A 21,143-nucleotide genomic window follows, 5' to 3' on the forward strand; every position below is an offset into this window, starting at 1 on the left:
CGGCCAATCACACATGCACGTCGCCGAAGGACAGCTCGCCGTCATCGGCGCGGATGAGGAAGGCGGCGGCCAGCAGCGCGAGATAGCAGGCGGCCACGCCGCACACGACGACGCCGCCGGGGATCGGCCCGAGCGTCGCCACCCGGAACGTGTCGACCAGCGAGGCGCCGAAGCCGATGGGCGAGCCTTCGCGCGACAGGCTCGGCGTGGTGATCTTGAGGATCCAGGCAAGCAGCAGGATCGTGTACATGAAGATGTAGTTGCGGCGCAGCCGGCGGATCAGCGCCGCGCGCTGCGTGATCAGGAAACGCGGCGAGCGCAGGCCTTCGCCCAGGATGGCCAGCCAGTTGGATGCGTAATCCGGCTGCGGCGAAAAGATCTGCGCGAAATAGTAGCGTTCGAACTGCCGCACACGGGCGCGGTAGACGTCGAAGAAGCGGTAGCGCCGCGCCTCGATCCACAAAAGCAGCGTGATCAGGAGCATGGCGAACAAAAGCACGCCGTGATGCGCGCTGGGCGTCGACAGCGACACCGACAGCATCGCCGCCACCACGGTGATCGCCCAGTTGCTGGTGCGGTCGAGCCGGTCGCGCCAGCCGGCCATGCGCGCGATCTCGGCCCGGTGGAAATGCGACAGCGTCGAGGTGAATTCGGGAGAGCTGAGCTTCAGCGCCAGCGTGTCGGACGCCCGCGGCGGCGCTGCCTTTTCTGTTGATGTTGCCGGCGCGTTCGCCTCGATGGATTTCGGGGCCCTGGCCGCGTCGGTGGATCTTGCGGCCTTCGTCTGGGACATAGTGCCATGCGCCTCCCGCCGCCATGGCCGGCCGATCCCTATTTTAAGAACAGGCCGGCCACACCCCATATAGCACAACGTGTGGCCGGCCCAAAATGTTCCCGCCTTTTCAGGCGGATAAGTCAGGATGCAAGCGGTGGAACGCCGCCATTCGCGCGCCGCTGAAAGGGCAGCACGTCGGCCATCGGCCTGGCATGCTGGGCCGCCGCCACCGCGTCGATCACAAGGTCGAGTGCCTGAAGCGCCGCGCGGCTCGTTTCATCGTCGCCACGCAGGTAATGGCATGCCCGGTCGAGGTGCAGGTGGGCGGCGGCAAAGTCGCTTTTCATTAGCTTCTCCTTATTGCCCCGCCTTGGCGGCCAACATCGTCGAGTCGCTTTACCGGGAAGCAAAGATCGGTAGTGGCATTTGATTAGAATTGTAGGGAGCTTTTCCTCGCCCCCGCAGAGCGGGGGAGAGGTGTCCGCGAAGCGGACGGAGAGGGGGCTTCGTAGAGCGAAAGTCTTCCTCTTCGAGACACTTTCGCCAATCGGTTCGGCGCTCCCCCTCTCCGTCTCGGCTTCGCCGAGCCACCTCTCCCCCATTTCATGGGGGCGAGGAACGGCTGGCATGGGCCCGTGCAACCGATCCTCCCGCCAGACCGTTATGCCGAAGCGAGGAATGAGGGGGCATCTTGTCCAACATACTCAATCGGCGCCGGCCGCCGTCGGTTTGGATTGCGCTTGCAGCGGTGGCGCTCGCCTTGATGCCCGCCGTCGCCTTCGCCGCCGAGAAGACCGGCATGTCCTCGGAAGGCGTTTTCGTCGCCGAGCTGATCCTGCTCCTGGTTGTCGGCCGCGGCATCGGCGAGGTGCTGGAAGCGCTGGGACAGCCGGCGGTGATGGGGCAGCTGATCGGCGGCATCCTGCTCGGGCCTTCGCTGCTCGGCTGGGTCTGGCCGGCGGCCGAGCGGCTGATCTTCGCCGGCGACCCGTCGCAGAAATCGATGATCAACGCCATCGCCCAGCTCGGCGTTCTGATGCTGCTTCTGCTCACCGGCATGGAGACGGATCTAAGGCTCGTGCGCCGTGTCGGCCGCGCCTGCTTTTCCATTTCGGCGGCCGGCGTCGCCGCGCCCTTCGCGCTCGGTTTCATCGCCGCGCAGTTCATGCCCGACACGCTGCTTGCCGCCGGCGGCGAGCGCATCGTCGCCGGGCTGTTCCTCGGCACCGCGCTCTCCATCTCCTCGGTCAAGATCGTCGCCATGGTGGTGCGCGACATGAACTTCATGCGCCGCGACCTCGGCCAGATCATCGTCTCCTCGGCCATCATCGAGGACACGATCGGCTGGGTGGTCGTCGCCATCACCATCGGCATTGCCACCAAGGGGCGGATCGAGATCGCCAACCTGACCTTCACCATCGCCGGCGTCGCCCTCTTCATGGCGTTTTCCTTCACGGTGGGCCGCCGCATCGTCTTCGACGCCATCCGCTGGACCAACGACACCTTCCGCTCGGAATATGCGGTGGTCACCGTCATCCTCGCCATCATGGGCGTGATGGCCCTGATTACCGATCTGATCGGCGTGCACACCGTGCTCGGCGCTTTCGTCGCCGGCATATTGGTGGGTGAATCGCCGATCCTGTCGCGCCATATCGAAGGGCAGTTGCGCGGTGTCATCACGGCTCTTTTCATGCCGGTGTTCTTCGGCGTCGCCGGACTGTCGGCCGATCTCACTGTGCTGGTCGATCCGCAACTGGCGCTGCTCACCGTGGCTCTGGTGGTGATCGCCTCGATCGGCAAGTTCGGCGGTGCCTTCATCGGCGCCGAGGTGGCGGGCATGAGCCGCGCCGAAGGCATCGCTGTTGGCTGCGGCATGAACGCGCGTGGCTCGACGGAGGTCATCGTCGCCTCGATCGGCCTGTCGATGGGCGTGCTGTCGCACACGCTTTTCACCATGATCCTCACCATGGCCGTCGTCACCACGCTGGCCATGCCGCCCACATTGCGCTGGGCGCTGCGTCGCCTGCCGATCGGGGACAACGAGAAGAAGCGCCTGGAGCGCGAGGAAATCGATCAGCGCGGCTTCGTCGCCAATCTGGAGCGGCTTCTGGTGGTGGTCGACGAGGGCGTCGTCGGTCGCTTCGCCGCCTATCTCGCCGGGGTCATCGGCGCCGGCAAGCCGACGACGGTGCTGCATTCCAGCGGCGAGACCGATGCCGAGCCGGCCGAGGGCCTGCATCTGGAGGAAATCGAGAAGGGCGCGGAGGACAGCCGCGAGGCGGCCAAGGAGGGCGACGAGGAGCCGGTGCGCGAAGCGCCTGTCACCCGCCGCCAGCATGAGGAGCTTTCGGCTGAGGCGGTCGCCAGGGAGGCGCGCAAGGGCTACGGCATGCTGCTTGTCGGCCTCGGCCGCGCCGTCACCGCCAAGGGCGGCTTCTCGCACCGGTTGAACGAAGTCGCCGGCGCCTTCGACGGGCCGCTTTGCCTGGTGCTGAAGCCGGCGAGCGCCGGCCGCCAGATGCCGAAACTCGGTCCCGGATCGGGCAAGATACTGGTGCCGGTCAACGGCACGGCGGTTGCCCGCCGCGGCGCCGAGCTGGCGCTCGCGATAGCTGCCGTCACCGGCGCGCCGGTCAAGATGCTCTATGTCGCGCGCACCGGCCGAGAGGAGCCGCGCGACACCGTCTCGCATCGTCGCCGGGAAGCGGTGCTGAAGGACATCGTCACACTTGCCGACCGCTACGGGGTCGAGATCGAGACCGCCATCCGCTCCAGGGCCGCGGCCGCCGACGCCATCGCCCGCCAGGCTGGCCGCAACGTGTCCTTGATCGTCATGGGTGTGGCGCGGCGCCAGGGCGAGGAGCTCATCTTCGGCGAGACGACGACGGCCGTCCTGCGGCGCAGCCCATGCCCGGTGATGCTGATCTCCGACGAGCGGGTGCAACGCGACGAGAGCGAGCGCGAGGCGGTGCGTTCGGGGGCGGGGACCGGGTGAAGGGAGAGCCTCGCTTCAAAGTGGGCCCGGACCAGTTATCTTGCGCAAGGAGGCGCCGATGGGCTTCAGCACAAAACCTCTCGACATGACAACCTGGCCGGATTTTGCCGCGCTGGTCGAGCGGCATAATGGCGTTTGGGGCGGCTGCTGGTGCATGGCCTTCCACGCCAAGGCCGCAGGCGCGGCGGGCAACCGCGACGCAAAGGAGGCGCGGGTGCGCGACGGCAGCGCGCATGCCGCGCTTGTCTTCGATGGTTCGGCCTGCGTCGGCTGGTGCCAGTTCGGCTCGACCGGCGAATTGCCGCGTATCAAGCACCGGCGCGCATATGAGGAAGGGCTGACGGCGTTGCCCGACTGGCGCATCACCTGCTTCTTCATCGACAAAGGACGCCGCGGCGAGGGTGTGGCGGCCGCAGCCCTCGGGGGCGCATTGGCCGAGATCGCCCGCCTCGGCGGCGGCAGGGTGGAGAGCTATCCCGAGGACACCTCAGGCCGCAAGGTCGCCGGCGCCTTCCTGCATAACGGCACGCTGGCGATGTTCGAGCGCCAAGGTTTCAGCCGCAACCGCCAGATCGGCAAGCACCACTGGGTGGTTGAGAAGTGGGTAGCGGCCCGGGGCTGAAGCATATATATGAGTATTTACTAATATATATTGGGAAGGAACGATCAGAACGGGAGAACGACGATGGCCGCCTATCTGATTGCCGATGTCGATATCACCGACATGGCCATGTTCGACGAGTACAGACGCGAAGTCCCGGCGACCGAGGCCCGCTATGGCGGGCGCTATCTCGCGCGGGGCGGCGCGACGCGGGTGCTTGAAGGCGACTGGGAGCCGCACCGCCTGGTCATAATCGAGTTTCCCGACATGGCTGCGATCACCGCGTGGTACGACTCACCGGAGTATGAGAGGCTGAAGCAAATCCGTTTCCGCTGCGCCCACACACGCATCATCGCCTTGGAAGGGGTGGCGCCCGCCTGACGGTCCAAGCCTGACGGCTGCGGTTCACTTGCCTTCGAAAAACGCGTGGATCGTGGCGTCGAGTTTCTCGATGAGCTCGCTGTTGCGGGTGCTGCCGGCCCAGATCAGCGCGTTGAGCCGCATGTCCTTGTTGAGGAAGTTCACCTTCCTGGTCTCAAGCAGATACTGCGCAACCGCGAAGTGCCGCCCTTTGATGGCTTCGATGAGGGCGCTGTTTCGCCCTGTCTTGTCGGCCGCATTGACGTCCGCGCCATGCTCGACCAGCAGCGTGACGGCATCGAGATGCCCGTTCCTTGCCGCTTCGATCAACGCCGTGCGGCCATAGTAATCGGCGCGCGCGTCGATATCGATCTGAGGGTGTCGCACCAGCGCCTGGATGCAGTCGTAGTGACCCTTGGCCGCGGCAAGGCTCAAGGGCGTGCTCTTCCATTTGTTCCTGGAATTGACGTCGATCGTCGGCTCGGCGATCAGCGCCTCGAGCGCGGCCAGGTGGCCATTGTGGGCGGCAAGATGCAGCGCCGTCCAGCCGCCTTCGTCGGTCTGGTTGATGTCCGCCCCCGTCGCGAGTTCGGCACGTACGGACGCGGCGTCGCCTTTCTCGGCTGCGGTCAGCAGGTTGGACCAATTTCTGGCGTCTTCGGCTTCCAAGCTTGCCATCACCGCAATGCTCCTGGACGATGGATCGCGCCGGCGCGCGGCCAGCCTGACTTGCGAAGCGTTTCACACTCGCCGGCATCGGGCAACGAATTTCGCATTCGATGAAGCGTAGCGAGATGCGGCCGGGGCGGAAGAAGCGCTATTCGCCGGCATCTCAAGGCTTGGCTTCCTCGCCCCGCCAAAGGCGGGAGAGAGGTGTCCGCGAAGCGGACGGAGAGGGGGTCTTCGTAGGGCGCTCCCCTCTCCGTCTCGGCTTCGCCGAGCCACCTCTCCCCCATTTCATGGGGGCGAGGAACCAGGTTTCTCTCACGCCATCTGCAGCTTCTGCCGGCTGGGCTGCGGCGGGAAGGCGATGGCGATGCCGGCAGCACCCAGCCCGATCAGCGCCGAGCCGATGAACAGCCAGTGGTAGCTCGCGGTGGCGTCGTAGATCATGCCGCCGGCGAGCGGCCCGAGCGACATGCCGAGGCTGGACAGCAGCGTCGCGGCGCCAAGCACCGTGCCGATGATGCGCAGGCCGAAATATTCACGCGCCAGCACCGCGTAGAGCGGCATCACGCCGCCATAGGTGGCGCCGAAGATGACGGCCAGAAGGTAGAACTGCTCGATCCGGCCGACGGTGAGATAGGCGGCGATCACCAGCCCCTGGATGGCGAGACCGGCGACCAGAACCGGCTTGACGCCCAGCCGGTCGGCGAGCACGCCGTAGAGCACGCGCCCGCCAAGGCCGGCCAGGCCCTCGACGCTGTAGATCGATACGGCCGCCATCGGCGCCACGCCGCAGGACATGGCGTAGCTCACCATGTGGAAGATCGGGCCCGAATGCGCCGCGCAGCAGGCGAAGAAGGTGAGACCCAGCACGATGAATTGCGGCGAGCGCAGCGCCTGGCCGACGCTCATGCCGGGATCGTCGGCGGCCGGCGCCGGCGTGCCGCCGGTGGCAGCGGTCGCGACGGGCGGCTGGCGCACCAGCAAGACGGCGGGCAAAAGCAGCACCCAGGCCATGACGCCGATATCGAACATGGCGGTGCGCCAGTCATAGGCGGTGATTAGCCAGCGCGCGAAGGGCGAGATGGTCATCGGCGCCACGCCCATGCCGGCCGAGACCAGCGACACGGCGAGGCTGCGGTTGGTGTCGAACCAGGCGGTGGTGAGCGCGATCATCGGCGCGAAGAAGGCGCTGGCCGCCAGCCCGACGATGATGCCGTAGCTGAGCTGGAAGACGATGAGCGAGGTGGCGCGGCTCGCCACCACCAGCGAAAGGCCGAGCAGCACCGCGCCCGCAAGCACGACGGGCCGCGCGCCGACCCGGTCATAGATCGAGCCCCAGGCAAAGCCGCCGAGGCCCATCACCAGGAAGTTCAACGTCATGGCGCTGGAAATGCCGGTGCGCGACCAGTTGGTGTCGAGCGATATCGGCTCCAGAAAGATCGCCAGCGAGAACATGGCGCCGAGCGCCACGCAGGTCATCAGCGCGCCAGCCGCGACGATGACCCAACGATAGGAATGGTTCATGGTTCTTCTCCATGCCGTAAGGCATCCTGTTTGATGCGGCGCGGTTTTTCCAGTTTCACCGGGCCGCTTGCGTCCGGAGGACGCCAGGGTGCGAGGCGATCCTACAATCTGGTTGCATTTTTTATCCGGATTTTTCTAGGGGCGGCGACCGCCGATCACGTTGGGAGCGCTGCCCCGTCGGCGGCTCCAACTGTCAGCAGCCTGCAAGACCCCGCATTGACCGGGCTGGGGACCCTTCTAGATTGAGCCGCAGCATCCAGGAGACGTCACCCATGGAACTCTATCGCGGCCGGCTCATCGACCACATCCAGCTCGTGGTGCGCGACCTTGCGGCCAGCCGGCGTTTCTACGCCGCCCTGTTCGAGGTGCTGGGCATTCCGATCGGCGGCGAGGCGCAGGACTATTTCTGGGCCGATGACTTGTTCGTCTCCAGCGCCGACAGCCGCGCCGCGCTCGGCGTGCTGACCGGCCGCCATCATCTCGCTTTCCAGGCGAAGGACCGCGACATGGTCGATGCCTTCTACAAGGCCGGGCTCGCCGCCGGCGGCAAGGACAATGGCGCGCCGGGCGAGCGCCATTACCATCCCGGCTACTATGCCTGCTTCCTGCTCGATCCCGACGGCAACAACATCGAGGCGGTGTTCCATGGCGAGGCCAGGCGAAGCGCCGCGGCGGTGGAGATCAGTTTCTAGCCGGACATGCTTAAAGCATGTCTCCCGAAAGTGGGAACCGGTTTCGGGATAAAGACATGCGTAAAATCAAAGACCTAAAGCGCATGGAGCGAATCCGAAGGATCGCGACGCGCTTTAGATGGCCGTGTCCCAGCCGGCGAGTTCGAGCCCGCGACGGAGTCGTTCGCGATCCTCTTCGCGTTCCATGCGCATGTCCTGGACGATCTGGGCGATGGTGAGGTCTGGCTCCAGGGCGCGACCTTCCATGACGCAGGCCAGCGCCTTCCCGTGGTCGCTGGCAAATGCGTGGCATGCGGCCAGCCGCGCCCATTGCCAGGCGCTCTTGCGGGGCAGACAGGAGAAGGACGCGGCCGCTTCCTGATACCGCCCGAGCGCCAGCAGGGCTTCGCCCCGGTCGTAATAGTACCAGGTCGGATGCATCGGATTGAGCTGGACGGCCTTGTCGAGCAGCGCGAGCCCAGCCTCGCCGTCGCCGCGCAGCGCCCGGAAGAATCCAGTTTGGGCCAGCGTGTCGGCGTCATAGGGATTGAGATCGAGCGCCCTGGCGAAATGTTTCTCGGCGGCGTCGTATTCGTCGCGGCCTCGGTAGAGCAGGATTAGCGCCAGCATCCGGTGGCACCGCGCCTCGTCGGGGCTGAGCGCGATTGCGTGCAGCGCGCGATCACGCGCCTGGTCGAGCACGGCGCGCGGCGCATCGGCGTAGCCGCCGATGATGACATCTGCAAGCGCCAGATAGGCGTTCGCCAGGCCAGAACGAGGATCGAGTTCGATCGCCTTGAGGAAATGCTCGCGCGCATCCTGGTTGACCCGTTCGCCATAGCTGCGCAGCAGCTCCTTCCCCCGCAGGAAATGCAGATAGGCTTCGACATTGGCCGCAGCCGCGGGCAGGCCGCGCCGCATCACCGCGCTTTCGATGTTGGCGACCAACGCCGTCACGATGCGTTGCGCCACCATCGTCTGGAACGTGAAGATCTCGCCTTTGGCGAAGGTGAAGGTCTGGCCCCAGACGCGTCGCCCGGACGCCGTCTCGGTAAGCACCACGCGTGCGCTGTATTCCGCTTCGGAAGTCTCGACGCTGCCTTCGGCGACGTAGTCGGCTCCGAAGCGCTCGGCGGTCGTCCGGATGTCCTCGCGCGAATGCTCGGCCAAAGCGAAGGCCGAATGACGCGCCAGCACGGCGACGGTCTTGAAGTAGGAGAGCGCGTTGGTGATTTCCTCCACCGCGCCGTCGAACAACGCCTTGGCGGTGCCGTCGACCGGATCGACCTGGAACGGCAAGATAGCCACCATCGGCTCCGCCCGGGCAGCAGCCATGGCGCCGGCGAGCGCCGGTGCCGCCTCGATCTGCGGCTGGAACAGGTAGCCCCGGCGCGGCACCGTGCGGATCAGCGCCTGCGCCTCGTCGCCGATCGATTTGCGCGCGTCGCGGATCGATTGGGTGAGCGAGTCCTCGGTGACGATGATGCCCGGCCAGACTGCCTGCATCAGCTCGTCCTTGCTCAGCACCCGTCCCGGATTGCGCGTCAGGAAAGCGAGCAGCTCCAGGGTTTTTGGCCGGATGGGCACAATCTCGCCGTCGCGCCGGAGCGTACCCCGGTCAAGATCGAGAACAGCGCCGCCAATCCGTAGCGCCAAGCCCTTGCCCCATCGACACGCCTGATTGCGCAGGGTTCATTGGGAGGGGCAAATCCCGGCAAGGTCAAGCCAGAAAGATGCCGAGCAGGCCAAGCCATGAACGGCGGCGCCCGGCGTTCGGTTCGACGCGAGCCTCGCCAGGCGCGGTCTCGTTGAGCGGCAGCAGGGAAAGCCAGGCCAGCATCTCGTTGGCCTCGCCGCAGCAGGGGCCCGCGATCCCCGCGGAAAGCATGCTCAGCGCTTCACCCCGCGACAGCGACGTCGGTGCAAATGATGTGTCAGTCCTCGCATGCATGATCGACCTCCGAGCCTGGCGTCAGCGCCATGTGCCGCCCCATGAACGCCATCATCGTCCCGAGGGTGTCCGTTTGTCCTGAAACAATCCTGATTTTTCGCTGAATCCGTTCCGGCTAGAGCGTTTCACCGTTTCACAAAAATCACAAAAACGGCGAACCGCTCTATCTCCTTGTTTTTTTGCTATTGCGGACGGAAAACCGTCACACGCTTTTCCTGGAATTGCTCTAGCGGCGCCACAAGGGCTTGGCGAGCTCATCGCGCACCTGGTCCATCGTCAGGCCGATATCGCCGATGAGATGCGGTGTCTCGCGCGCCATGATCGCAAGCTCGTGACGAAACCGCGCCCGCTCCTCCCATGCCGACAGCAGGTCGAACAGGCCGGGCCGGTGCTCGGCCAGGTTGGCGTCCGCCCGCGGCTCGCTGAGATCGAGCCGCACAGCGCCGTAGAATCCGGATATAGTGTCCAGCATCGTTTTCATGGTCGGCTCCCTTGTTTGAAGCGCTGCCCTGTGAAGGCATAGGGGGAGCCTGAACCTTCACGATCTGCCGAACCATCGGCCGCATGCAGTGTTTTGGGTCCTGCATTTGTAGTATTTTGATGGTTCTACGATTGAACGCATCTATGTCCGCTGGCAGGACAGGGCATGAACCGCATCGTGACGAGCTCGGAGGCGTTGTCGGACCGCGAGCGCGCGGTGGCGGAGAGGTTCGCCGCCGGCATGACCTATCGCGAGATCGGCCAGGTCCTTTTCATAGCACCGTCCACCGTGCGCACGCATCTTGCGGCGATCTATGAGAAGCTTGGCGTTAGCAACAAGGTCGCGCTCGCGCGGCGTATCAGCACCGTCGCCGATACGGCGCCTGCGGCAGCGTCGCCCGACGCCTCGCCGGTGCTCGCCGTGTTTCCGATCGAATGTTTGAGCGGCGATGAAAGCTGGCGTCGGTTCGCCGAAGGTCTGTCGTCAGACATCACGATCGATCTCGCCCGCTATGCCGGAATTCCCGTCATTGCTTTCCACACCATGAAGTCGCTGGGCAGCAAGCCCGCTGATTTCGCCGCCGACGGCAAGGCGCTGGGCGCCGCCTACCTCGTGTCGGGGCAACTGCGCGCCGACGACACACGTGTGCGTCTGACCGTCGAACTCGCGGATGCGGCTTCCGGCCTCAGGCTGTGGAGTGAGCGTTTCGAGCGTCCGGTCGAGAACCTGTTTGCGCTGCAGGACGGGCTGACCGACAGCGTTGTCAACGCGCTCGCCGGCTGTTTCGGCGCCATCGCCACGGCCGGCCGCAATGCCATCCGCCGCAAGCAGCCGGCCAGCCTGCGCGCCTATGACCTTTATCTGCTCGGCGTGGAACAACACAACAAATTCAGCCGCGAAGGAAATGCGGAAGCCATCCGCCTGTTCACCCGCGCGCTTGAGCTCGACCCGACCTTGGCCAAGGCCTGGCTCGAACTCGGCTACGCCTACTCGATCCAGTCCTGTAACGGGTTCGGCGGTGAACCAAAGGCGGCAGCCGAGAAATGGCGGATGGCGGTCGAGAATGCCCTGCAACTCGATCCGACAGACAGCGCGGTGCATGTTTGCCTTGGCGATGCCATGGGCTGCCTCGGAGATTTGGCGGCGGCGGAGCGCTGCTATCGTCGCGCCTTCGAATACGGCTCCAACCAGGCGGACACGCTGGCGCTGCTTGCAGGCAGCAGGGCGCTGGTCGCCGGCGATCCGGCGGAGGCGATCCCGCTGATGGAGCGCGCAATGCAGCTCAACCCGCTCGCTCCGCCTTGGTATTTCGGCATGCAGGGTCGCATCCTGTTCGTGGCCGGCCGCTACCGGGAAGCCATCGCCGCGCTGCGCAGAAGCACACCGGATTCCACCAACGTGCTGATGTTTCAAGCGCTCGCCCATGCGGCGGCCGGCGAGGACGCCGAGGCGGCTGGCTTCGGCGCCAGGCTGAATGCCGATTTCCCGGATTTCTCCGTCGAGGGCTTCATAGCGGGCTATCCCGTCGTCAATCCGGACGCCGTGCGCGCGATCCGCGACGCGGCGAAGCTGGTGGCGATCCGCTAGAGCGTTTCACCGTGTCACGGAAACGGCGAACCGCTCTAACCCCTTGTATTTTCGCAATTGCAGACGGAAACCGTCACACGCTTTTCCTGGAATTGCGCTAGCCACCCAGAAACGCCGCGATCAGCTTCAGCATGTTGCCGTCCTGACCGAACTCTTTCGTGTCGAAGTCGCGGCTGCCCTGGCGCTGCGCCCTGGAGAGCTGGTCGAGATAGGCCGTCAGTTCCGCCCTGACCTTCTTGCAGCCGGGATCGTTCTCGGCGGTGAGGCCGGTGCTGAAGGCGACGATCCTGTCGACCATGTCGATGATGCCGGCGCCATGCACCTTCTCATGCGCGATCAGCCCGGCGGCGAACCTGTCCCAGCGCGCCTGCAAGGCAGGGTCCAGCTTTCCGGCCGGCTTCGGCAGCGTGTAGGTGATGATCAGCTTCGGCCGCGCCGACTTCAGCACGCAGGCGCTGCCTTGCGGCTGGTAGTCGCGCTGCCAGGTCAGCTTGAAGAAAGTATGCGCGATGACGCGCCGCCCGCTGCCGGCCGCGCCGACCACCGGACCCTTCTCGCCGATCGACAGATAAACCTGCTCCGCGCTCTGGCCCGACACGGCATAGGTGTCGATCCTCTCGATGGGCTTCCAGTCTGCCTGGGCAGGGGAGGCAAGGAGCAAGGCGCAAAGCAGGATGGCGAATTTCATGAAGGACTCGATGGGATTTCGTCCATGAGGTGCATAGCGGTTGTCTCGCGCGAGATCAAAGCGCGCGGGCAATCCGTCCTTCGAGGAAGGAGACTACGAGAGGCCGCGGCGGAACCCGCTCCGCCCGTCATCCGTTTCCTCGGGCAATCATCCCAACCGATGGGGGAGGACAAGATGACCCGCAACGAGATCATTTCCGTGCTTGGACCGGTCGACGAGGCCGTCATTGCCGACATCGCGCTCACCGGCGCAAGCCTCGAGGAACTGCGCGAGGCCTTCGCCTGGATCGGCGCCGACGAGGCGCTGGTCAATGAAGGTCACGCCATGCCTGGCGCCCGCGTGGCGAAACTGATCGAGATCCTCGAACCGCCGGAGGACGAGCCCGAGGTGCCGCGCGCGGCAGACTAGGGCGCGGGTGTCGTCGAGGCCATTATACTCATTAGTCATCGCTAATATATGCTGGAAGCGAGCGCCTATCGGGTGTAGCTTTCTCCTTATCGGCGCGGCGTGCCTGATGAGGCCGATCGGTTGAACGTGATCGCCTATCTTAGAACACTCGCCGACGCACCGGTGCCACTGCCCGTAGGGGGGTGCGTTTAGCACGGCCATGTGTAGGTTGATCCTCACCCTTGCCTTCGTGCTCACCTGTGGCCCTGTGTCGGCGGCAGAGCATTGGTCTGCTGAGGATGGCGACACGCTGTGGCACGACAAAAAACGAATTCAGTTGCTCGGTTTTGATGCCCCCGAACTTTCGCAGGTGTGTTTTGATGCCGCTGAAAAGATCTGGCCCTGCGGCAAGTATGCGCGTGACCACATCCAACATCTTATTGCCTCAGGCGATGTATCCTGCATCATCGAGGGCAAGGACGGTTACAACGACGACGTCGGCGTCTGCTTCGTGGGAGGCATCGATCTCGGGCGGGATCTGGTGAAACACGGATTGGCGGTAGCCGACACTCGATACCTTGCCGAGGAGCAAGAAGCCCGCATTGCCAGACGCAACTTGTGGGCAGGGAGCTTTGTCAAGCGGCGATAGCAGCTAGCGCGCACGGGAAGCGTATACGTTCACATCCCTGAAACAAAGGCCGCGCCCCGGCGTTTGCGAATGCAAACTCGCAAGGTGCGCCATTGCCGTCCACCTCGATAAAGAAGACAGAGTACGATCCGACCAGCAGGATCCTCTCTGTGTGGTTCGTGGCCAGCGGCAAGCGCTACGATTTTGAGGGGGTGCCTCCTGAGACCTTTGCAGCTTTCCGGTCGGCATTCGTCAAGGGTCGCTTTTTCAACGACCACATTCGAAATCATTTCCCGTATCGCCGCGTTCCGGACTAAGCGTCCATATCAGGCAGGCTTGACCTGACCCCTTTAACATTTGTGGGCGCGGCCTCGACCCGTCCTGTGCACATGATTGGTCGCTCGGTCCTGGCGGGTCCGAGCCCAACCACCTCTCACCCGCTGGCTTCGGCCGGCGGGTTTTTTGTTTCGCGCTCTCGCGGAATGTAAAGGGCCTCTCCTGATGGCACCTTTGCAGCGAACTGGAGAGTGAACAGAAGCCGATTTCGATCATCCGTGACATTCATGATCCAAGGGGTCATATGCTCCCAGAAAGACCTCTTGCTGTCGTTTATCATCTCGCTGGCTGCGCGCACTGCTTCCTGGCGCGCGGCATCGAGATCGGGGAGATCGACGCCTTCGTCATCGGGGTTGAATTCGCCGTTGTCGACGTGGAAATAAAAAATGGGCATGCCGCTAGCCTTGTTGAACAGCAGAACAACGTTCGCTCCATCGCTTTGTTTCGCAGCGGTTGCGACTTAACCCACGAATAGATTCGGCGCCTTTGAGGGCCATCCTGGGCGCGGGGCAAGAATGTTATTCGCGGCTGGGCGCCGGAGCCTGAAATTTCTCTCCACAGGCCTTACGCTGTAGCCGCGATAGATGCACGCGGTGCAGCATTTGCACCTCTTCGAGCAGATGCAGGAACTCGATGGCATCGACGGTCGAGTGGCCGTCATGATCAAGCTGAGCGATAAGTTGGTGTTGGCGGGTCAAATGACGCTCTCCCAGCCGGACGTGCCGGGCCGACATGGCGATGTCATCCGCAAGTGTCATCGGGCAGAACGCGCCTTAATATTGCTGGTTCCGCTTGTCCGGCGAGGGCTATTTGAACGTATACCTGAAAACCGCTTGCTTGCCCTCTTCGGTGACGCGAACCCATAGACGTTCGTCGCTGCGAGCCTTGACCTCTCTCTTGGTGCCTATCGTCGCGGCCTCCCATGGCGTGGTTGCGATCACGGTGTAATGGGATACTGGCGTCTCGCCAGCCATCTCTTCGACCCGGTAGGTTTTCATCCAATTCCAAGGCGTTTAATCGAACTTTGCCCCCGCCCTCATCCTCCATCATATGAGGTTGGCGCTGGCATTAACCCACGTTAGTTTAGCTACATGGCAGATGATGAAACCGAACTGGCGACCGTTGATCGGCACATCGTTAACGGTATGCGCCACATCGAGCACCAGCGCAAAGTTGTCGCGAGGCTCCGCGCCTATGGCTCTAAAACCAAAACAGCAGAAGAATTGCTAAAAGTGTTTGAAGCCGTCCAAGAGACCCACATAGCCCACAAAAGCCTGCTCATCCGAACGGACGACCTTCTGAGGAACGCGCGCTACCCCGGCCCCAGCAAGGGTTGACTGAGCCAGCCGCGTATTTTGGCTAAGTTTTGATGCTTGGTGCTGGTGGTATCTCTCGGGGCTCAAAGCTCAGCCGCTCGACCGTGGCAACAATCGCAACCGACAATGCCTCGGCCTCGTCGAGCACCGAGGGGCCATAATGCCCGTTCACCTGCTCCTCGCTCATTAGCACGCCTGGCGGGCAGTGCTCCTCGATCGTCGCTCGGATCATGCGCAGCGCGGCGCGGCATTCAGGATCGTTCTTCATAACCAAATAAACATTCAATTTTGCTAAAATGTTCCGGAACCAAGGCAGCGGCTGGCGCCTTGAATTGCGTTGTGTTGGGGTTGTGCGTTGCGTCTCTCTTTCATCAGACCGATGGAGCCGGAGCTTGTCGACCAGCCGCCGGCAGGCGAGGGCTGGTCGCACGAGATCAAATTCGACGGGTACAGAACGCAGCTTATCAAGGATGATGAAGGCGTTCGCATCTTCACAAAGTCAGGCATTGATTGGACCGCGAAGTACAAGCCGATCGCCAACGAAGCCGAAGGACTGAGGGCCGAAAGCTTCATCATCGAAGGCGAGATGATTGTGCTCAACGAAAAGGGCCTGTCCAACTTCGATGCGCTTCGCTCGGCCATTACGCGGCGGCCTCAGGATCTCTATCTCGTTGCCTTCGACCTCTTGAACCTCAATGGCCATGATTTGCTTGATATGCCGCTCCAGGATCGCAGGGAGGTGCTACAGGCGCTCATACCGGCCGGCGGGCATATCCAGTTCTCAGAAGCTTTGCCTGGTGCTGGCGACGCCGTTTACCACCTGGCGTGCGAGACAAACCTGGAAGGCATCGTTTCGAAGCGCCTCGACAGTGTCTATCGCTCTGGCGCGACCATGAACTGGCGGAAAATCAAGTGCTACGTCGAAGCCGAAATGGACATCATCGGCGTGCAGCGAGAGGCCGGGAAGCCTGCCATGGTGCTGATGGCCCATGAGGGCCGCTATATGGGCGGCGCCTTCGTGACGTTCAAAGCCGACAAACGAAAGGCTCTCTGGGATCGCGTGCAGGGCAAAGCTGGTGCTCCGCCTCCAAAGGGATTGGCAAAGCAGAAGGCGGAATGGCTGAAGCCGGGCCTGGTCGGACGGGTGAAGTTCCTCAAGGGCGAGGAGACGTTGCGCCATCCTCGCTGAAGGATTTTCGGGAAAAGTAGGTGGAGTTACTGCGATGCCAATCCGCCAGAAGGCACAGGACGCCGGTATTTTCGAGCCTCAAGAATTGGAGTTCCTGGCAAGGGTGTTCGACCGCCTGAAATATGAAGAGCAGACTGCCGATGAACGTGAGGCTCTGGCGTCCCGAATCCTCGCGAACTTCATGGCCGGCATCGAGGATGAGGAAGAGCTTGTTTCGCTGTCACGGCTGCCTCTGGGCCGCTCACACATGTCGTAAGCGGCATCGCGGTCGTTGCCTCATGAGTCGCGCTAGCTGTTGCCGCCAAGCTACAGTCCTTTACCTGAAATTCCATTAGGAAAGGCTTGTGCGGGGCTTCCTGGGTTCGGGCGGACCATCCGGGGAAAGGGGCGCACAGCAGTTTGAGGGAAGATGACCCGTCGGCTTAGGTCGGCGGGTCTTTCTTTCGAGCCACGGCTCTCATTTGCGATCGCCCCTCGGATCGGTCGCGAGTCAAGGAGCGGTCCGCCAGCCGTCGGCGCCACGTTCTGTTGTCGGCAGTGATCTGGCCTTTCGGATCCACTATTGAAGCGCGCCCGTCCGGCGCAAAGACAATTCCCCCAGCCTCTAAAGCCAGCCGCACAGCAAGCACACTGCTGGGCCGGGTGTTCTTTAGGCCGTTTTCGATTCCGCTGATCGTTGCTTCGCTGAGGTTGGCCTTGGCAGCAAGTCGCACCCGCGACCAGTTCAAAAGGGCCCGGGCGAGTCTGACCTGTTCTGCGGAGAGTTCATGTCGGCTGTCCATACGTCTGGAACATTCAATCTCGCTAAAATGTTCCAGGCCGATTTTACAACCAAGTCAGGTGGGCAACACGGCTACAGGTTTTAACATTTGACATCGCGGTCTTGGTGGCGATGCGTCAGTATCGGGCCCGTTCCATTTCTACCCAGGAGTGGACACCGGTCTGCGATCGAGTGTCACGGCAAAATCGCAGACCGGCCCCTTCGGGCCGGATCAGCCCTGCCTTCACTGGGATTGCTGAAGATCATCTATTGCCACGAAAGCCGCTCTGCCGGCCGCGACGATCGGAATTTGCAATTCACGAACCTGGCTTTGACGCCGGAGCAGCGGAAGACGGCTTGTCCGTAAAAGTCTTGGCACGAGCAGCTTTCAAGTCCGGTTGCTTTGCCTTGCCCGCCGCTGCAGGCAGCTCTGCCGCGCTCGCAAGGATCTCTCGGGACCGCTCTATGAGTCGGCGGTTCTCCTCTATGAGTTCCTCAGCTTCCTCAATGCGCGTGATGGTTTGCTGCTCCATCTCATCGAGGGACTGAACTGGGCTGTTGGACTCGCCGACCTGTTGCATGACCATCCTCAATCTATGAGTCACCCGCGATCCGCCGGCGACAAAACTCGTGAGGACTGGAAACAGTTCCCTAAGAGGCCCGAGAGTTCCGCGTTCGGTCGAACCGCCTGGGGGGAATATAAGGCGCCGGCGCTCCGTTCCGCCCCACGCTGTCAAGCATAGGTGCTTCTCCCTACTTGCCCCTCCAACCCCTCCCGTCATAGCTTTTGCCGCTTTGGCGGGAGGAAAAAGGCGTTTGGAGACCAATGTCGTCATTGTCGGCGCCGGCCCTGCCGGGCTCGCCGTCGCGGCCTGCCTCAAACAGGCGGGCGTCGATTTCGTGATCCTCGAAAAGGCCGGCGAGGTTGCGCCCTCCTGGCGGCGGCATTACCGGCGGCTGCATCTGCACACGGTGAAATCCTTCTCCTCCCTGCCTTTCGCGCCGTTCCCGAAGAGCCATCCGCGCTACGTTCCGCGCGAAAAAGTGGTGGCCTATCTCGATGCCTATGCCGAGCGCTTCCGCCTTGAGCCGCGCTTCGGCGTCACGGTCAAATCCATCCGCCGCGAGGGCGATCGCCTGCTGGTGCAGACCGATGCCGGGCTGTTCAGCGCCCTCAGGATCGTTGTCGCCACCGGCAACAACGCCCAGCCGATCATGCCGGATTTCCCGGGTATCGAGGATTTCAAGGGCAAGGTGCTGCACAGCGCCGCCTACACCGAAGCGGCCCCCTATGTCGGCAAAAACGTGCTGATCGTCGGCATGGGCAATACGGGCGCGGAGATCGCGCTCGATCTTGCCGAGAGCGGCGCCCACCCGACCATCTCTGTGCGCAAGGGCGTCCACATCGTGCCGCGCCAGCTTTTCGGTGTGCCCATCCAGATGGTGGGCATCGCGAGCCGGACAATGCCGCGGTCGGTCAATGACTGGATGTTCCCGAAGATTCTCGACCTGGCACTGGGCCGGCTCGAAAAATATGGCATCGTGCGGCCAAAGCAAGGGATCCTGCAAGGCATCGATGCCGGCCGCATCCCGGTGATCGATGTCGGCACGGTGGCGGCGATCAAGGCGGGAAGGATCGGGATTGCGCCGGACATCGCAAGCTTCACCGGAGCCGGCGTGAAATTCGTCGATGGCGTGGAGAAGAAATTCGACGCTGCGATTTTCGCCACAGGCTATCGTCCTGCCTATGACGCCCTCCTGCCGGAGGAGCTCAGTCCGGGCAGGAGCGGCGTGAACGCGCGGGCAAGCGAATTGGGCGTCTATCTCGTCGGCTTCCACAACCCCGTCACCGGCCTGCTGCGCGAGATCGGCATCGAGGCGCAGGCGGTGGCGAGGGATATTGCGGCGAGGTGAGGGGTATCTGCGGTCAATATGATAGGCCGAGTTCCTTCGCCCCCCTCTCTGTCCTCCCGGACATCTCCCCCGCAAGGGGGGAGATCAGCAACTCCAGCACCGGCCATTTCCTGAGAACGCTGTAGACGCTGGTGATTGGCGAAAGCATACATGACATCCAATCTCCCCCCTTGAGGGGGAGATGCCCGGCAGGGCAGAGAGGGGGGCCTCGCGCCGACCTTGCTGAATCATGAATCGGGTGGCGCTAGTTTCTTCCCGCATGCGAAGCCACCTTACCAACCGGGGACCCGCGCCATGCTCACGCTCTACGATTATCTCCCGTCGCAAAACGCCTGGAAAGTCCGCGTCCTGCTCGGCCTGCTCGGCATCACTTACGAAACCCGCATCGTCTCGATCTTCGAGGGCGAGAGCCGCACGGAGGCATTTCTGAAGCTCAACCCGGCGGGCGCCGTGCCGGTGCTCGCCGTGGAGAATGGCCAGGCGATCGCCGAGTCCAACGCGATCCTCACTCTTGTCGCCGAGGGTACGCCCTATCTTCCGGCGGACCGGCTTGCCCGCGCCAAGGTGATGCAGTGGCTGTTCTTCGAGCAGTATTATGTCGAGCCGGTCATCGGCTCGTTGCGCTTCTGGACGCTGACCGGCCGGCTGGAGCGCAACCAGGCGCTGGTTGCTGGCAAGCGCGAAGCGGGCGCGCGGGCGCTTGGCGCGCTGGAGCGCAGTCTTCGGAACACGCGTTTCCTGGTCGGCGATACGCTCACCATCGCCGACATCGCCGTCTATGCCTACAGCCACCGCGCCGAGGATTGCGGCTTCTGGTTCGCCGATTATCCGGCGGTCAAAGCCTGGGTGGAGAGGGTAGGCGAGGCGATCGGGCCCGGCTATCCGGTGCATCCCTACAGCATCGATCCGCATTCGGGCGGCTGAGCCGCCGGAACACGGCGGCGGGCAGGGCGTTTCCTAATAGCGGCATGTCGGCGTCGCCTCAATCCGGCGCCCGCCGCAGCGCTCCAACCAGAGCCATGGAGGTCCGCTATGGTCCGCACCCTCGCCATCGCAATCCTCGCCACTGGTATCGTCAGCCTGCCCGCCATGGCAGCCGAGAAATATTGGGTCGCCAGGGATGCGGTCTCGAAGCAGTGCGAGATCGTGCCGAAGAAGCCGGATGGCACGCTCGTCGTCGATCTCGACAAGAAGACATACGCCAGCGAGGGCGAGGCGAGGAAAGCGATGGAGGCGAGGGCGGATTGCAAGAATAAGTAGGGGCGTTCAGAACCGCCCCTACCGGTCCACCAGCGACATCGTGCGCTCGTTGTACCTTGGCCCGGAAACCTTGTCGGGCGTCAGCGCCATGTCGAGCCCCAGCATCTCGGTCGCATCGAGCGTGATGTCCGCCGCCGCGACATTTTCCTCCAGATAGGTCCGCCGCTTGGTGCCGGGGATCGGCACGATGTCGATGCCGAAGTCCGGCCCCTTGGCGAGTAGCCAGGCGATCGCGATCTGGCCAGGCTTCACGCCCTTGGCGTCGGCGATGTCGCGCACCGTGCTTGCCGCGGCGACATTCAAGTCGAAATTCTCGCCCTGGTAGCGCGGGTCGCCGCGGCGGAAATCGCCCTGCGGATAGTCTTCCGCGCGCTTGACGTCGCCGGCGAGGAAACCGCGGCCGAGCGGCGCGAACGGCACCAGGCCGATGCCCAGCTCCTTCAGCGCCGGTATGATCTCGGGCTCGAGGTTGCGCTCCCACAGCGAATATTCGCTCTGCAGCGCCGAGACCGGATGCGCGGCATGCGCGCGGCGGATATTGGCAATGCCCGCTTCCGACAGGCCGAAGAAGCGCACCTTGCCCTCGGCCACCAGCTCACCGACCGTGCCGGCGACATCCTCCATCGGCACGGCGGGGTCGACGCGGTGCTGGTAAAGCAGGTCGATGCGGTCGGTGGCGAGCCGCTTCAGCGAAGCGTCGACCACCTCGCGGATGTGTTCGGGCCGGCTGTCGGTGCCGGACTGCTTGCCATCGACGATGCGGAAGCCGAATTTCGTCGCGATCGTGACCTGGTCGCGCCGGCCCTGCAGCGCGCGTCCAAGCAACTCCTCGTTGACGAAAGGTCCATAGACCTCGGCCGTGTCGAGAAAGGTGCAGCCGAGCTCGATCGCCCGGTGGATCGTCGCGATCGATTCCTGTTCGTCGGCCGGGCCGTAGGACTGGCTCATGCCCATGCAGCCAAGGCCGATGGCCGAGACTTCGAGCCCCTGGCTGCCGAGTTTGTGTCTGCCGAGGCTCATAAGTCCTTGTCTCCCGCGAAAGATCAGCGCT

General features: G+C 63.6%; 29 protein-coding genes. 14 read left to right on the plus strand and 15 right to left on the minus strand.

Annotated elements, in window-relative coordinates; all coding sequences use genetic code 11:
- Nucleotides 1-7: 7 nt before the first annotated feature.
- Nucleotides 8-793: a DUF2270 domain-containing protein gene (locus EN862_RS15910; RefSeq protein ID WP_127865237.1), complete on the minus strand. Its 786-nt coding sequence runs from the start codon at nucleotides 791-793 to the stop codon at nucleotides 8-10.
- A gap of 122 nt (nucleotides 794-915) precedes the next feature.
- Nucleotides 916-1,122, minus strand: a complete 207-nt coding sequence (locus tag EN862_RS15915; protein ID WP_127865238.1) for a hypothetical protein — start codon at nucleotides 1,120-1,122, stop codon at nucleotides 916-918.
- Nucleotides 1,123-1,538: 416 nt separating this feature from the next.
- Here EN862_RS15915 and EN862_RS15920 point away from each other — a divergent pair, with 416 nt between their 5' ends.
- From EN862_RS15920 to EN862_RS15930, 3 genes are all read left to right on the plus strand, one after another.
- A complete protein-coding gene (locus tag EN862_RS15920) occupies nucleotides 1,539-3,770 on the plus strand; it encodes a cation:proton antiporter (RefSeq protein ID WP_189401337.1) in 2,232 nt (743 codons plus the stop codon).
- Between the two features lie 58 nt (nucleotides 3,771-3,828).
- Nucleotides 3,829-4,392, plus strand: a complete 564-nt coding sequence (locus EN862_RS15925; protein ID WP_127865240.1) for a GNAT family N-acetyltransferase — start codon at nucleotides 3,829-3,831, stop codon at nucleotides 4,390-4,392.
- A gap of 63 nt (nucleotides 4,393-4,455) precedes the next feature.
- Complete coding sequence (locus tag EN862_RS15930) at nucleotides 4,456-4,752, plus strand: DUF1330 domain-containing protein (RefSeq protein ID WP_095820724.1); 297 nt, start codon at nucleotides 4,456-4,458, stop codon at nucleotides 4,750-4,752.
- A 24-nt stretch (nucleotides 4,753-4,776) separates the two neighbouring features.
- Here EN862_RS15930 and EN862_RS15935 read toward each other — a convergent pair whose 3' ends face one another.
- Nucleotides 4,777-5,409: an ankyrin repeat domain-containing protein gene (locus tag EN862_RS15935; RefSeq protein ID WP_245519600.1), complete on the minus strand. Its 633-nt coding sequence runs from the start codon at nucleotides 5,407-5,409 to the stop codon at nucleotides 4,777-4,779.
- 306 nt (nucleotides 5,410-5,715) lie between these two features.
- Entirely contained in the window at nucleotides 5,716-6,924 is a 1,209-nt protein-coding gene (locus tag EN862_RS15940; RefSeq protein WP_127865242.1) for an MFS transporter, read from the minus strand.
- A gap of 272 nt (nucleotides 6,925-7,196) precedes the next feature.
- Between EN862_RS15940 and EN862_RS15945 the strand changes: the two genes are divergently transcribed.
- Nucleotides 7,197-7,616 carry a VOC family protein gene (locus EN862_RS15945; protein ID WP_127865243.1) on the plus strand — a complete coding sequence of 140 codons (420 nt, stop codon included), beginning with the start codon at nucleotides 7,197-7,199 and terminating at the stop codon, nucleotides 7,614-7,616.
- A gap of 114 nt (nucleotides 7,617-7,730) precedes the next feature.
- On the opposite strand, the gene EN862_RS15950 is transcribed toward EN862_RS15945, so the two are convergent.
- The 3 genes from EN862_RS15950 to EN862_RS15960 form a co-directional block, all read right to left on the minus strand.
- Nucleotides 7,731-9,251 (minus strand): winged helix-turn-helix domain-containing protein, encoded by a 1,521-nt coding sequence (locus EN862_RS15950; protein ID WP_189401196.1) that lies wholly within the window; start codon nucleotides 9,249-9,251, stop codon nucleotides 7,731-7,733.
- A gap of 64 nt (nucleotides 9,252-9,315) precedes the next feature.
- Nucleotides 9,316-9,546, minus strand: a complete 231-nt coding sequence (locus EN862_RS15955) for a hypothetical protein (RefSeq protein ID WP_127865245.1) — start codon at nucleotides 9,544-9,546, stop codon at nucleotides 9,316-9,318.
- 226 nt (nucleotides 9,547-9,772) lie between these two features.
- Nucleotides 9,773-10,027 carry a DUF1127 domain-containing protein gene (locus tag EN862_RS15960; protein ID WP_127865246.1) on the minus strand — a complete coding sequence of 85 codons (255 nt, stop codon included), beginning with the start codon at nucleotides 10,025-10,027 and terminating at the stop codon, nucleotides 9,773-9,775.
- Nucleotides 10,028-10,192: 165 nt separating this feature from the next.
- Between EN862_RS15960 and EN862_RS15965 the strand changes: the two genes are divergently transcribed.
- Nucleotides 10,193-11,614 (plus strand): LuxR C-terminal-related transcriptional regulator, encoded by a 1,422-nt coding sequence (locus EN862_RS15965; RefSeq protein ID WP_127865247.1) that lies wholly within the window; start codon nucleotides 10,193-10,195, stop codon nucleotides 11,612-11,614.
- 97 nt (nucleotides 11,615-11,711) lie between these two features.
- Here EN862_RS15965 and EN862_RS15970 read toward each other — a convergent pair whose 3' ends face one another.
- Nucleotides 11,712-12,302 (minus strand): DUF922 domain-containing protein, encoded by a 591-nt coding sequence (locus tag EN862_RS15970; protein WP_127865248.1) that lies wholly within the window; start codon nucleotides 12,300-12,302, stop codon nucleotides 11,712-11,714.
- Nucleotides 12,303-12,476: 174 nt separating this feature from the next.
- Here EN862_RS15970 and EN862_RS15975 point away from each other — a divergent pair, with 174 nt between their 5' ends.
- The 3 genes from EN862_RS15975 to EN862_RS15990 all read left to right on the plus strand — a co-directional run bounded on the left by EN862_RS15975 (nucleotide 12,477) and on the right by EN862_RS15990 (nucleotide 13,634).
- Nucleotides 12,477-12,710 carry a hypothetical protein gene (locus EN862_RS15975; protein WP_127865249.1) on the plus strand — a complete coding sequence of 78 codons (234 nt, stop codon included), beginning with the start codon at nucleotides 12,477-12,479 and terminating at the stop codon, nucleotides 12,708-12,710.
- Nucleotides 12,711-12,918: 208 nt separating this feature from the next.
- Nucleotides 12,919-13,338, plus strand: coding sequence for a thermonuclease family protein (locus EN862_RS15985; RefSeq protein WP_189401199.1), 420 nt, complete (start codon nucleotides 12,919-12,921; stop codon nucleotides 13,336-13,338).
- Between the two features lie 92 nt (nucleotides 13,339-13,430).
- On the plus strand, nucleotides 13,431-13,634 hold the full coding sequence (locus tag EN862_RS15990) for a KTSC domain-containing protein (RefSeq protein WP_127865251.1): 204 nt from the start codon (nucleotides 13,431-13,433) through the stop codon (nucleotides 13,632-13,634).
- A 116-nt stretch (nucleotides 13,635-13,750) separates the two neighbouring features.
- Here the strand turns inward: EN862_RS15990 and EN862_RS15995 are convergent, their stop codons facing one another.
- The 3 genes from EN862_RS15995 to EN862_RS16005 form a co-directional block, all read right to left on the minus strand.
- Nucleotides 13,751-14,047: a hypothetical protein gene (locus EN862_RS15995; protein WP_127865252.1), complete on the minus strand. Its 297-nt coding sequence runs from the start codon at nucleotides 14,045-14,047 to the stop codon at nucleotides 13,751-13,753.
- Between the two features lie 124 nt (nucleotides 14,048-14,171).
- Entirely contained in the window at nucleotides 14,172-14,411 is a 240-nt protein-coding gene (locus tag EN862_RS16000; protein WP_127875258.1) for a hypothetical protein, read from the minus strand.
- 48 nt (nucleotides 14,412-14,459) lie between these two features.
- Nucleotides 14,460-14,651, minus strand: coding sequence for a hypothetical protein (locus EN862_RS16005; protein ID WP_127875259.1), 192 nt, complete (start codon nucleotides 14,649-14,651; stop codon nucleotides 14,460-14,462).
- A 93-nt stretch (nucleotides 14,652-14,744) separates the two neighbouring features.
- On the opposite strand from EN862_RS16005, the gene EN862_RS16010 reads away from it, so the two are divergent.
- A complete protein-coding gene (locus EN862_RS16010) occupies nucleotides 14,745-14,990 on the plus strand; it encodes a hypothetical protein (RefSeq protein WP_127865254.1) in 246 nt (81 codons plus the stop codon).
- Nucleotides 14,991-15,012: 22 nt separating this feature from the next.
- Here EN862_RS16010 and EN862_RS16015 read toward each other — a convergent pair whose 3' ends face one another.
- Nucleotides 15,013-15,237: a hypothetical protein gene (locus tag EN862_RS16015; RefSeq protein ID WP_127865485.1), complete on the minus strand. Its 225-nt coding sequence runs from the start codon at nucleotides 15,235-15,237 to the stop codon at nucleotides 15,013-15,015.
- 111 nt (nucleotides 15,238-15,348) lie between these two features.
- On the opposite strand from EN862_RS16015, the gene EN862_RS16020 reads away from it, so the two are divergent.
- Together EN862_RS16020 and EN862_RS16025 are read left to right on the plus strand one after the other, a co-directional pair.
- A complete protein-coding gene (locus EN862_RS16020) occupies nucleotides 15,349-16,158 on the plus strand; it encodes an RNA ligase family protein (protein WP_246693050.1) in 810 nt (269 codons plus the stop codon).
- Between the two features lie 34 nt (nucleotides 16,159-16,192).
- On the plus strand, nucleotides 16,193-16,414 hold the full coding sequence (locus EN862_RS16025; protein ID WP_127865256.1) for a hypothetical protein: 222 nt from the start codon (nucleotides 16,193-16,195) through the stop codon (nucleotides 16,412-16,414).
- A 166-nt stretch (nucleotides 16,415-16,580) separates the two neighbouring features.
- On the opposite strand, the gene EN862_RS16030 is transcribed toward EN862_RS16025, so the two are convergent.
- Nucleotides 16,581-16,940 (minus strand): helix-turn-helix transcriptional regulator, encoded by a 360-nt coding sequence (locus EN862_RS16030; RefSeq protein WP_127865257.1) that lies wholly within the window; start codon nucleotides 16,938-16,940, stop codon nucleotides 16,581-16,583.
- A 295-nt stretch (nucleotides 16,941-17,235) separates the two neighbouring features.
- A complete protein-coding gene (locus tag EN862_RS16035) occupies nucleotides 17,236-17,499 on the minus strand; it encodes a hypothetical protein (protein WP_127865258.1) in 264 nt (87 codons plus the stop codon).
- A gap of 235 nt (nucleotides 17,500-17,734) precedes the next feature.
- Between EN862_RS16035 and EN862_RS16040 the strand changes: the two genes are divergently transcribed.
- The 3 genes from EN862_RS16040 (at nucleotide 17,735) to EN862_RS16055 (ending at nucleotide 20,092) form a co-directional block, all read left to right on the plus strand.
- On the plus strand, nucleotides 17,735-18,832 hold the full coding sequence (locus EN862_RS16040; RefSeq protein ID WP_127865259.1) for an NAD(P)/FAD-dependent oxidoreductase: 1,098 nt from the start codon (nucleotides 17,735-17,737) through the stop codon (nucleotides 18,830-18,832).
- A gap of 294 nt (nucleotides 18,833-19,126) precedes the next feature.
- Nucleotides 19,127-19,756: a glutathione S-transferase family protein gene (locus tag EN862_RS16050; RefSeq protein ID WP_127865260.1), complete on the plus strand. Its 630-nt coding sequence runs from the start codon at nucleotides 19,127-19,129 to the stop codon at nucleotides 19,754-19,756.
- A 108-nt stretch (nucleotides 19,757-19,864) separates the two neighbouring features.
- The gene (locus tag EN862_RS16055) at nucleotides 19,865-20,092 is read left to right on the plus strand and encodes a hypothetical protein (protein WP_127865261.1); all 228 of its coding nucleotides are present in this window, start codon (nucleotides 19,865-19,867) and stop codon (nucleotides 20,090-20,092) included.
- Between the two features lie 18 nt (nucleotides 20,093-20,110).
- Here the strand turns inward: EN862_RS16055 and EN862_RS16060 are convergent, their stop codons facing one another.
- Nucleotides 20,111-21,112: an aldo/keto reductase gene (locus tag EN862_RS16060; RefSeq protein ID WP_127865262.1), complete on the minus strand. Its 1,002-nt coding sequence runs from the start codon at nucleotides 21,110-21,112 to the stop codon at nucleotides 20,111-20,113.
- Nucleotides 21,113-21,143 lie beyond the last annotated feature (31 nt).

Source organism: Mesorhizobium sp. M2E.F.Ca.ET.219.01.1.1, assembly GCF_004016445.2.
In the GTDB taxonomy this organism is placed as follows: Bacteria; Pseudomonadota; Alphaproteobacteria; order Rhizobiales; family Rhizobiaceae; genus Mesorhizobium.

Excerpts from the sequence above, each read along its gene's own strand:
- EN862_RS15910 (WP_127865237.1), bottom strand. The coding sequence starts at position 793 with ATGTCCCAGACGAAGGCCGCAAGATCCACCGACGCGGCCAGGGCCCCG.
- EN862_RS15915 (WP_127865238.1), bottom strand. The coding sequence starts at position 1,122 with ATGAAAAGCGACTTTGCCGCCGCCCACCTGCACCTCGACCGGGCATGC.
- EN862_RS15920 (WP_189401337.1), top strand. The coding sequence starts at position 1,539 with ATGCCCGCCGTCGCCTTCGCCGCCGAGAAGACCGGCATGTCCTCGGAA.
- EN862_RS15925 (WP_127865240.1), top strand. The coding sequence starts at position 3,829 with ATGGGCTTCAGCACAAAACCTCTCGACATGACAACCTGGCCGGATTTT.
- EN862_RS15930 (WP_095820724.1), top strand. The coding sequence starts at position 4,456 with ATGGCCGCCTATCTGATTGCCGATGTCGATATCACCGACATGGCCATG.
- EN862_RS15935 (WP_245519600.1), bottom strand. The coding sequence starts at position 5,409 with ATGGCAAGCTTGGAAGCCGAAGACGCCAGAAATTGGTCCAACCTGCTG.
- EN862_RS15940 (WP_127865242.1), bottom strand. The coding sequence starts at position 6,924 with ATGAACCATTCCTATCGTTGGGTCATCGTCGCGGCTGGCGCGCTGATG.
- EN862_RS15945 (WP_127865243.1), top strand. The coding sequence starts at position 7,197 with ATGGAACTCTATCGCGGCCGGCTCATCGACCACATCCAGCTCGTGGTG.
- EN862_RS15955 (WP_127865245.1), bottom strand. The coding sequence starts at position 9,546 with ATGCATGCGAGGACTGACACATCATTTGCACCGACGTCGCTGTCGCGG.
- EN862_RS15960 (WP_127865246.1), bottom strand. The coding sequence starts at position 10,027 with ATGAAAACGATGCTGGACACTATATCCGGATTCTACGGCGCTGTGCGG.
- EN862_RS15965 (WP_127865247.1), top strand. The coding sequence starts at position 10,193 with ATGAACCGCATCGTGACGAGCTCGGAGGCGTTGTCGGACCGCGAGCGC.
- EN862_RS15970 (WP_127865248.1), bottom strand. The coding sequence starts at position 12,302 with ATGAAATTCGCCATCCTGCTTTGCGCCTTGCTCCTTGCCTCCCCTGCC.
- EN862_RS15975 (WP_127865249.1), top strand. The coding sequence starts at position 12,477 with ATGACCCGCAACGAGATCATTTCCGTGCTTGGACCGGTCGACGAGGCC.
- EN862_RS15995 (WP_127865252.1), bottom strand. The coding sequence starts at position 14,047 with ATGCCCATTTTTTATTTCCACGTCGACAACGGCGAATTCAACCCCGAT.
- EN862_RS16000 (WP_127875258.1), bottom strand. The coding sequence starts at position 14,411 with ATGACACTTGCGGATGACATCGCCATGTCGGCCCGGCACGTCCGGCTG.
- EN862_RS16005 (WP_127875259.1), bottom strand. The coding sequence starts at position 14,651 with ATGAAAACCTACCGGGTCGAAGAGATGGCTGGCGAGACGCCAGTATCC.
- EN862_RS16010 (WP_127865254.1), top strand. The coding sequence starts at position 14,745 with ATGGCAGATGATGAAACCGAACTGGCGACCGTTGATCGGCACATCGTT.
- EN862_RS16015 (WP_127865485.1), bottom strand. The coding sequence starts at position 15,237 with ATGAAGAACGATCCTGAATGCCGCGCCGCGCTGCGCATGATCCGAGCG.
- EN862_RS16020 (WP_246693050.1), top strand. The coding sequence starts at position 15,349 with ATGGAGCCGGAGCTTGTCGACCAGCCGCCGGCAGGCGAGGGCTGGTCG.
- EN862_RS16025 (WP_127865256.1), top strand. The coding sequence starts at position 16,193 with ATGCCAATCCGCCAGAAGGCACAGGACGCCGGTATTTTCGAGCCTCAA.
- EN862_RS16030 (WP_127865257.1), bottom strand. The coding sequence starts at position 16,940 with ATGGACAGCCGACATGAACTCTCCGCAGAACAGGTCAGACTCGCCCGG.
- EN862_RS16035 (WP_127865258.1), bottom strand. The coding sequence starts at position 17,499 with ATGCAACAGGTCGGCGAGTCCAACAGCCCAGTTCAGTCCCTCGATGAG.
- EN862_RS16050 (WP_127865260.1), top strand. The coding sequence starts at position 19,127 with ATGCTCACGCTCTACGATTATCTCCCGTCGCAAAACGCCTGGAAAGTC.
- EN862_RS16055 (WP_127865261.1), top strand. The coding sequence starts at position 19,865 with ATGGTCCGCACCCTCGCCATCGCAATCCTCGCCACTGGTATCGTCAGC.
- EN862_RS16060 (WP_127865262.1), bottom strand. The coding sequence starts at position 21,112 with ATGAGCCTCGGCAGACACAAACTCGGCAGCCAGGGGCTCGAAGTCTCG.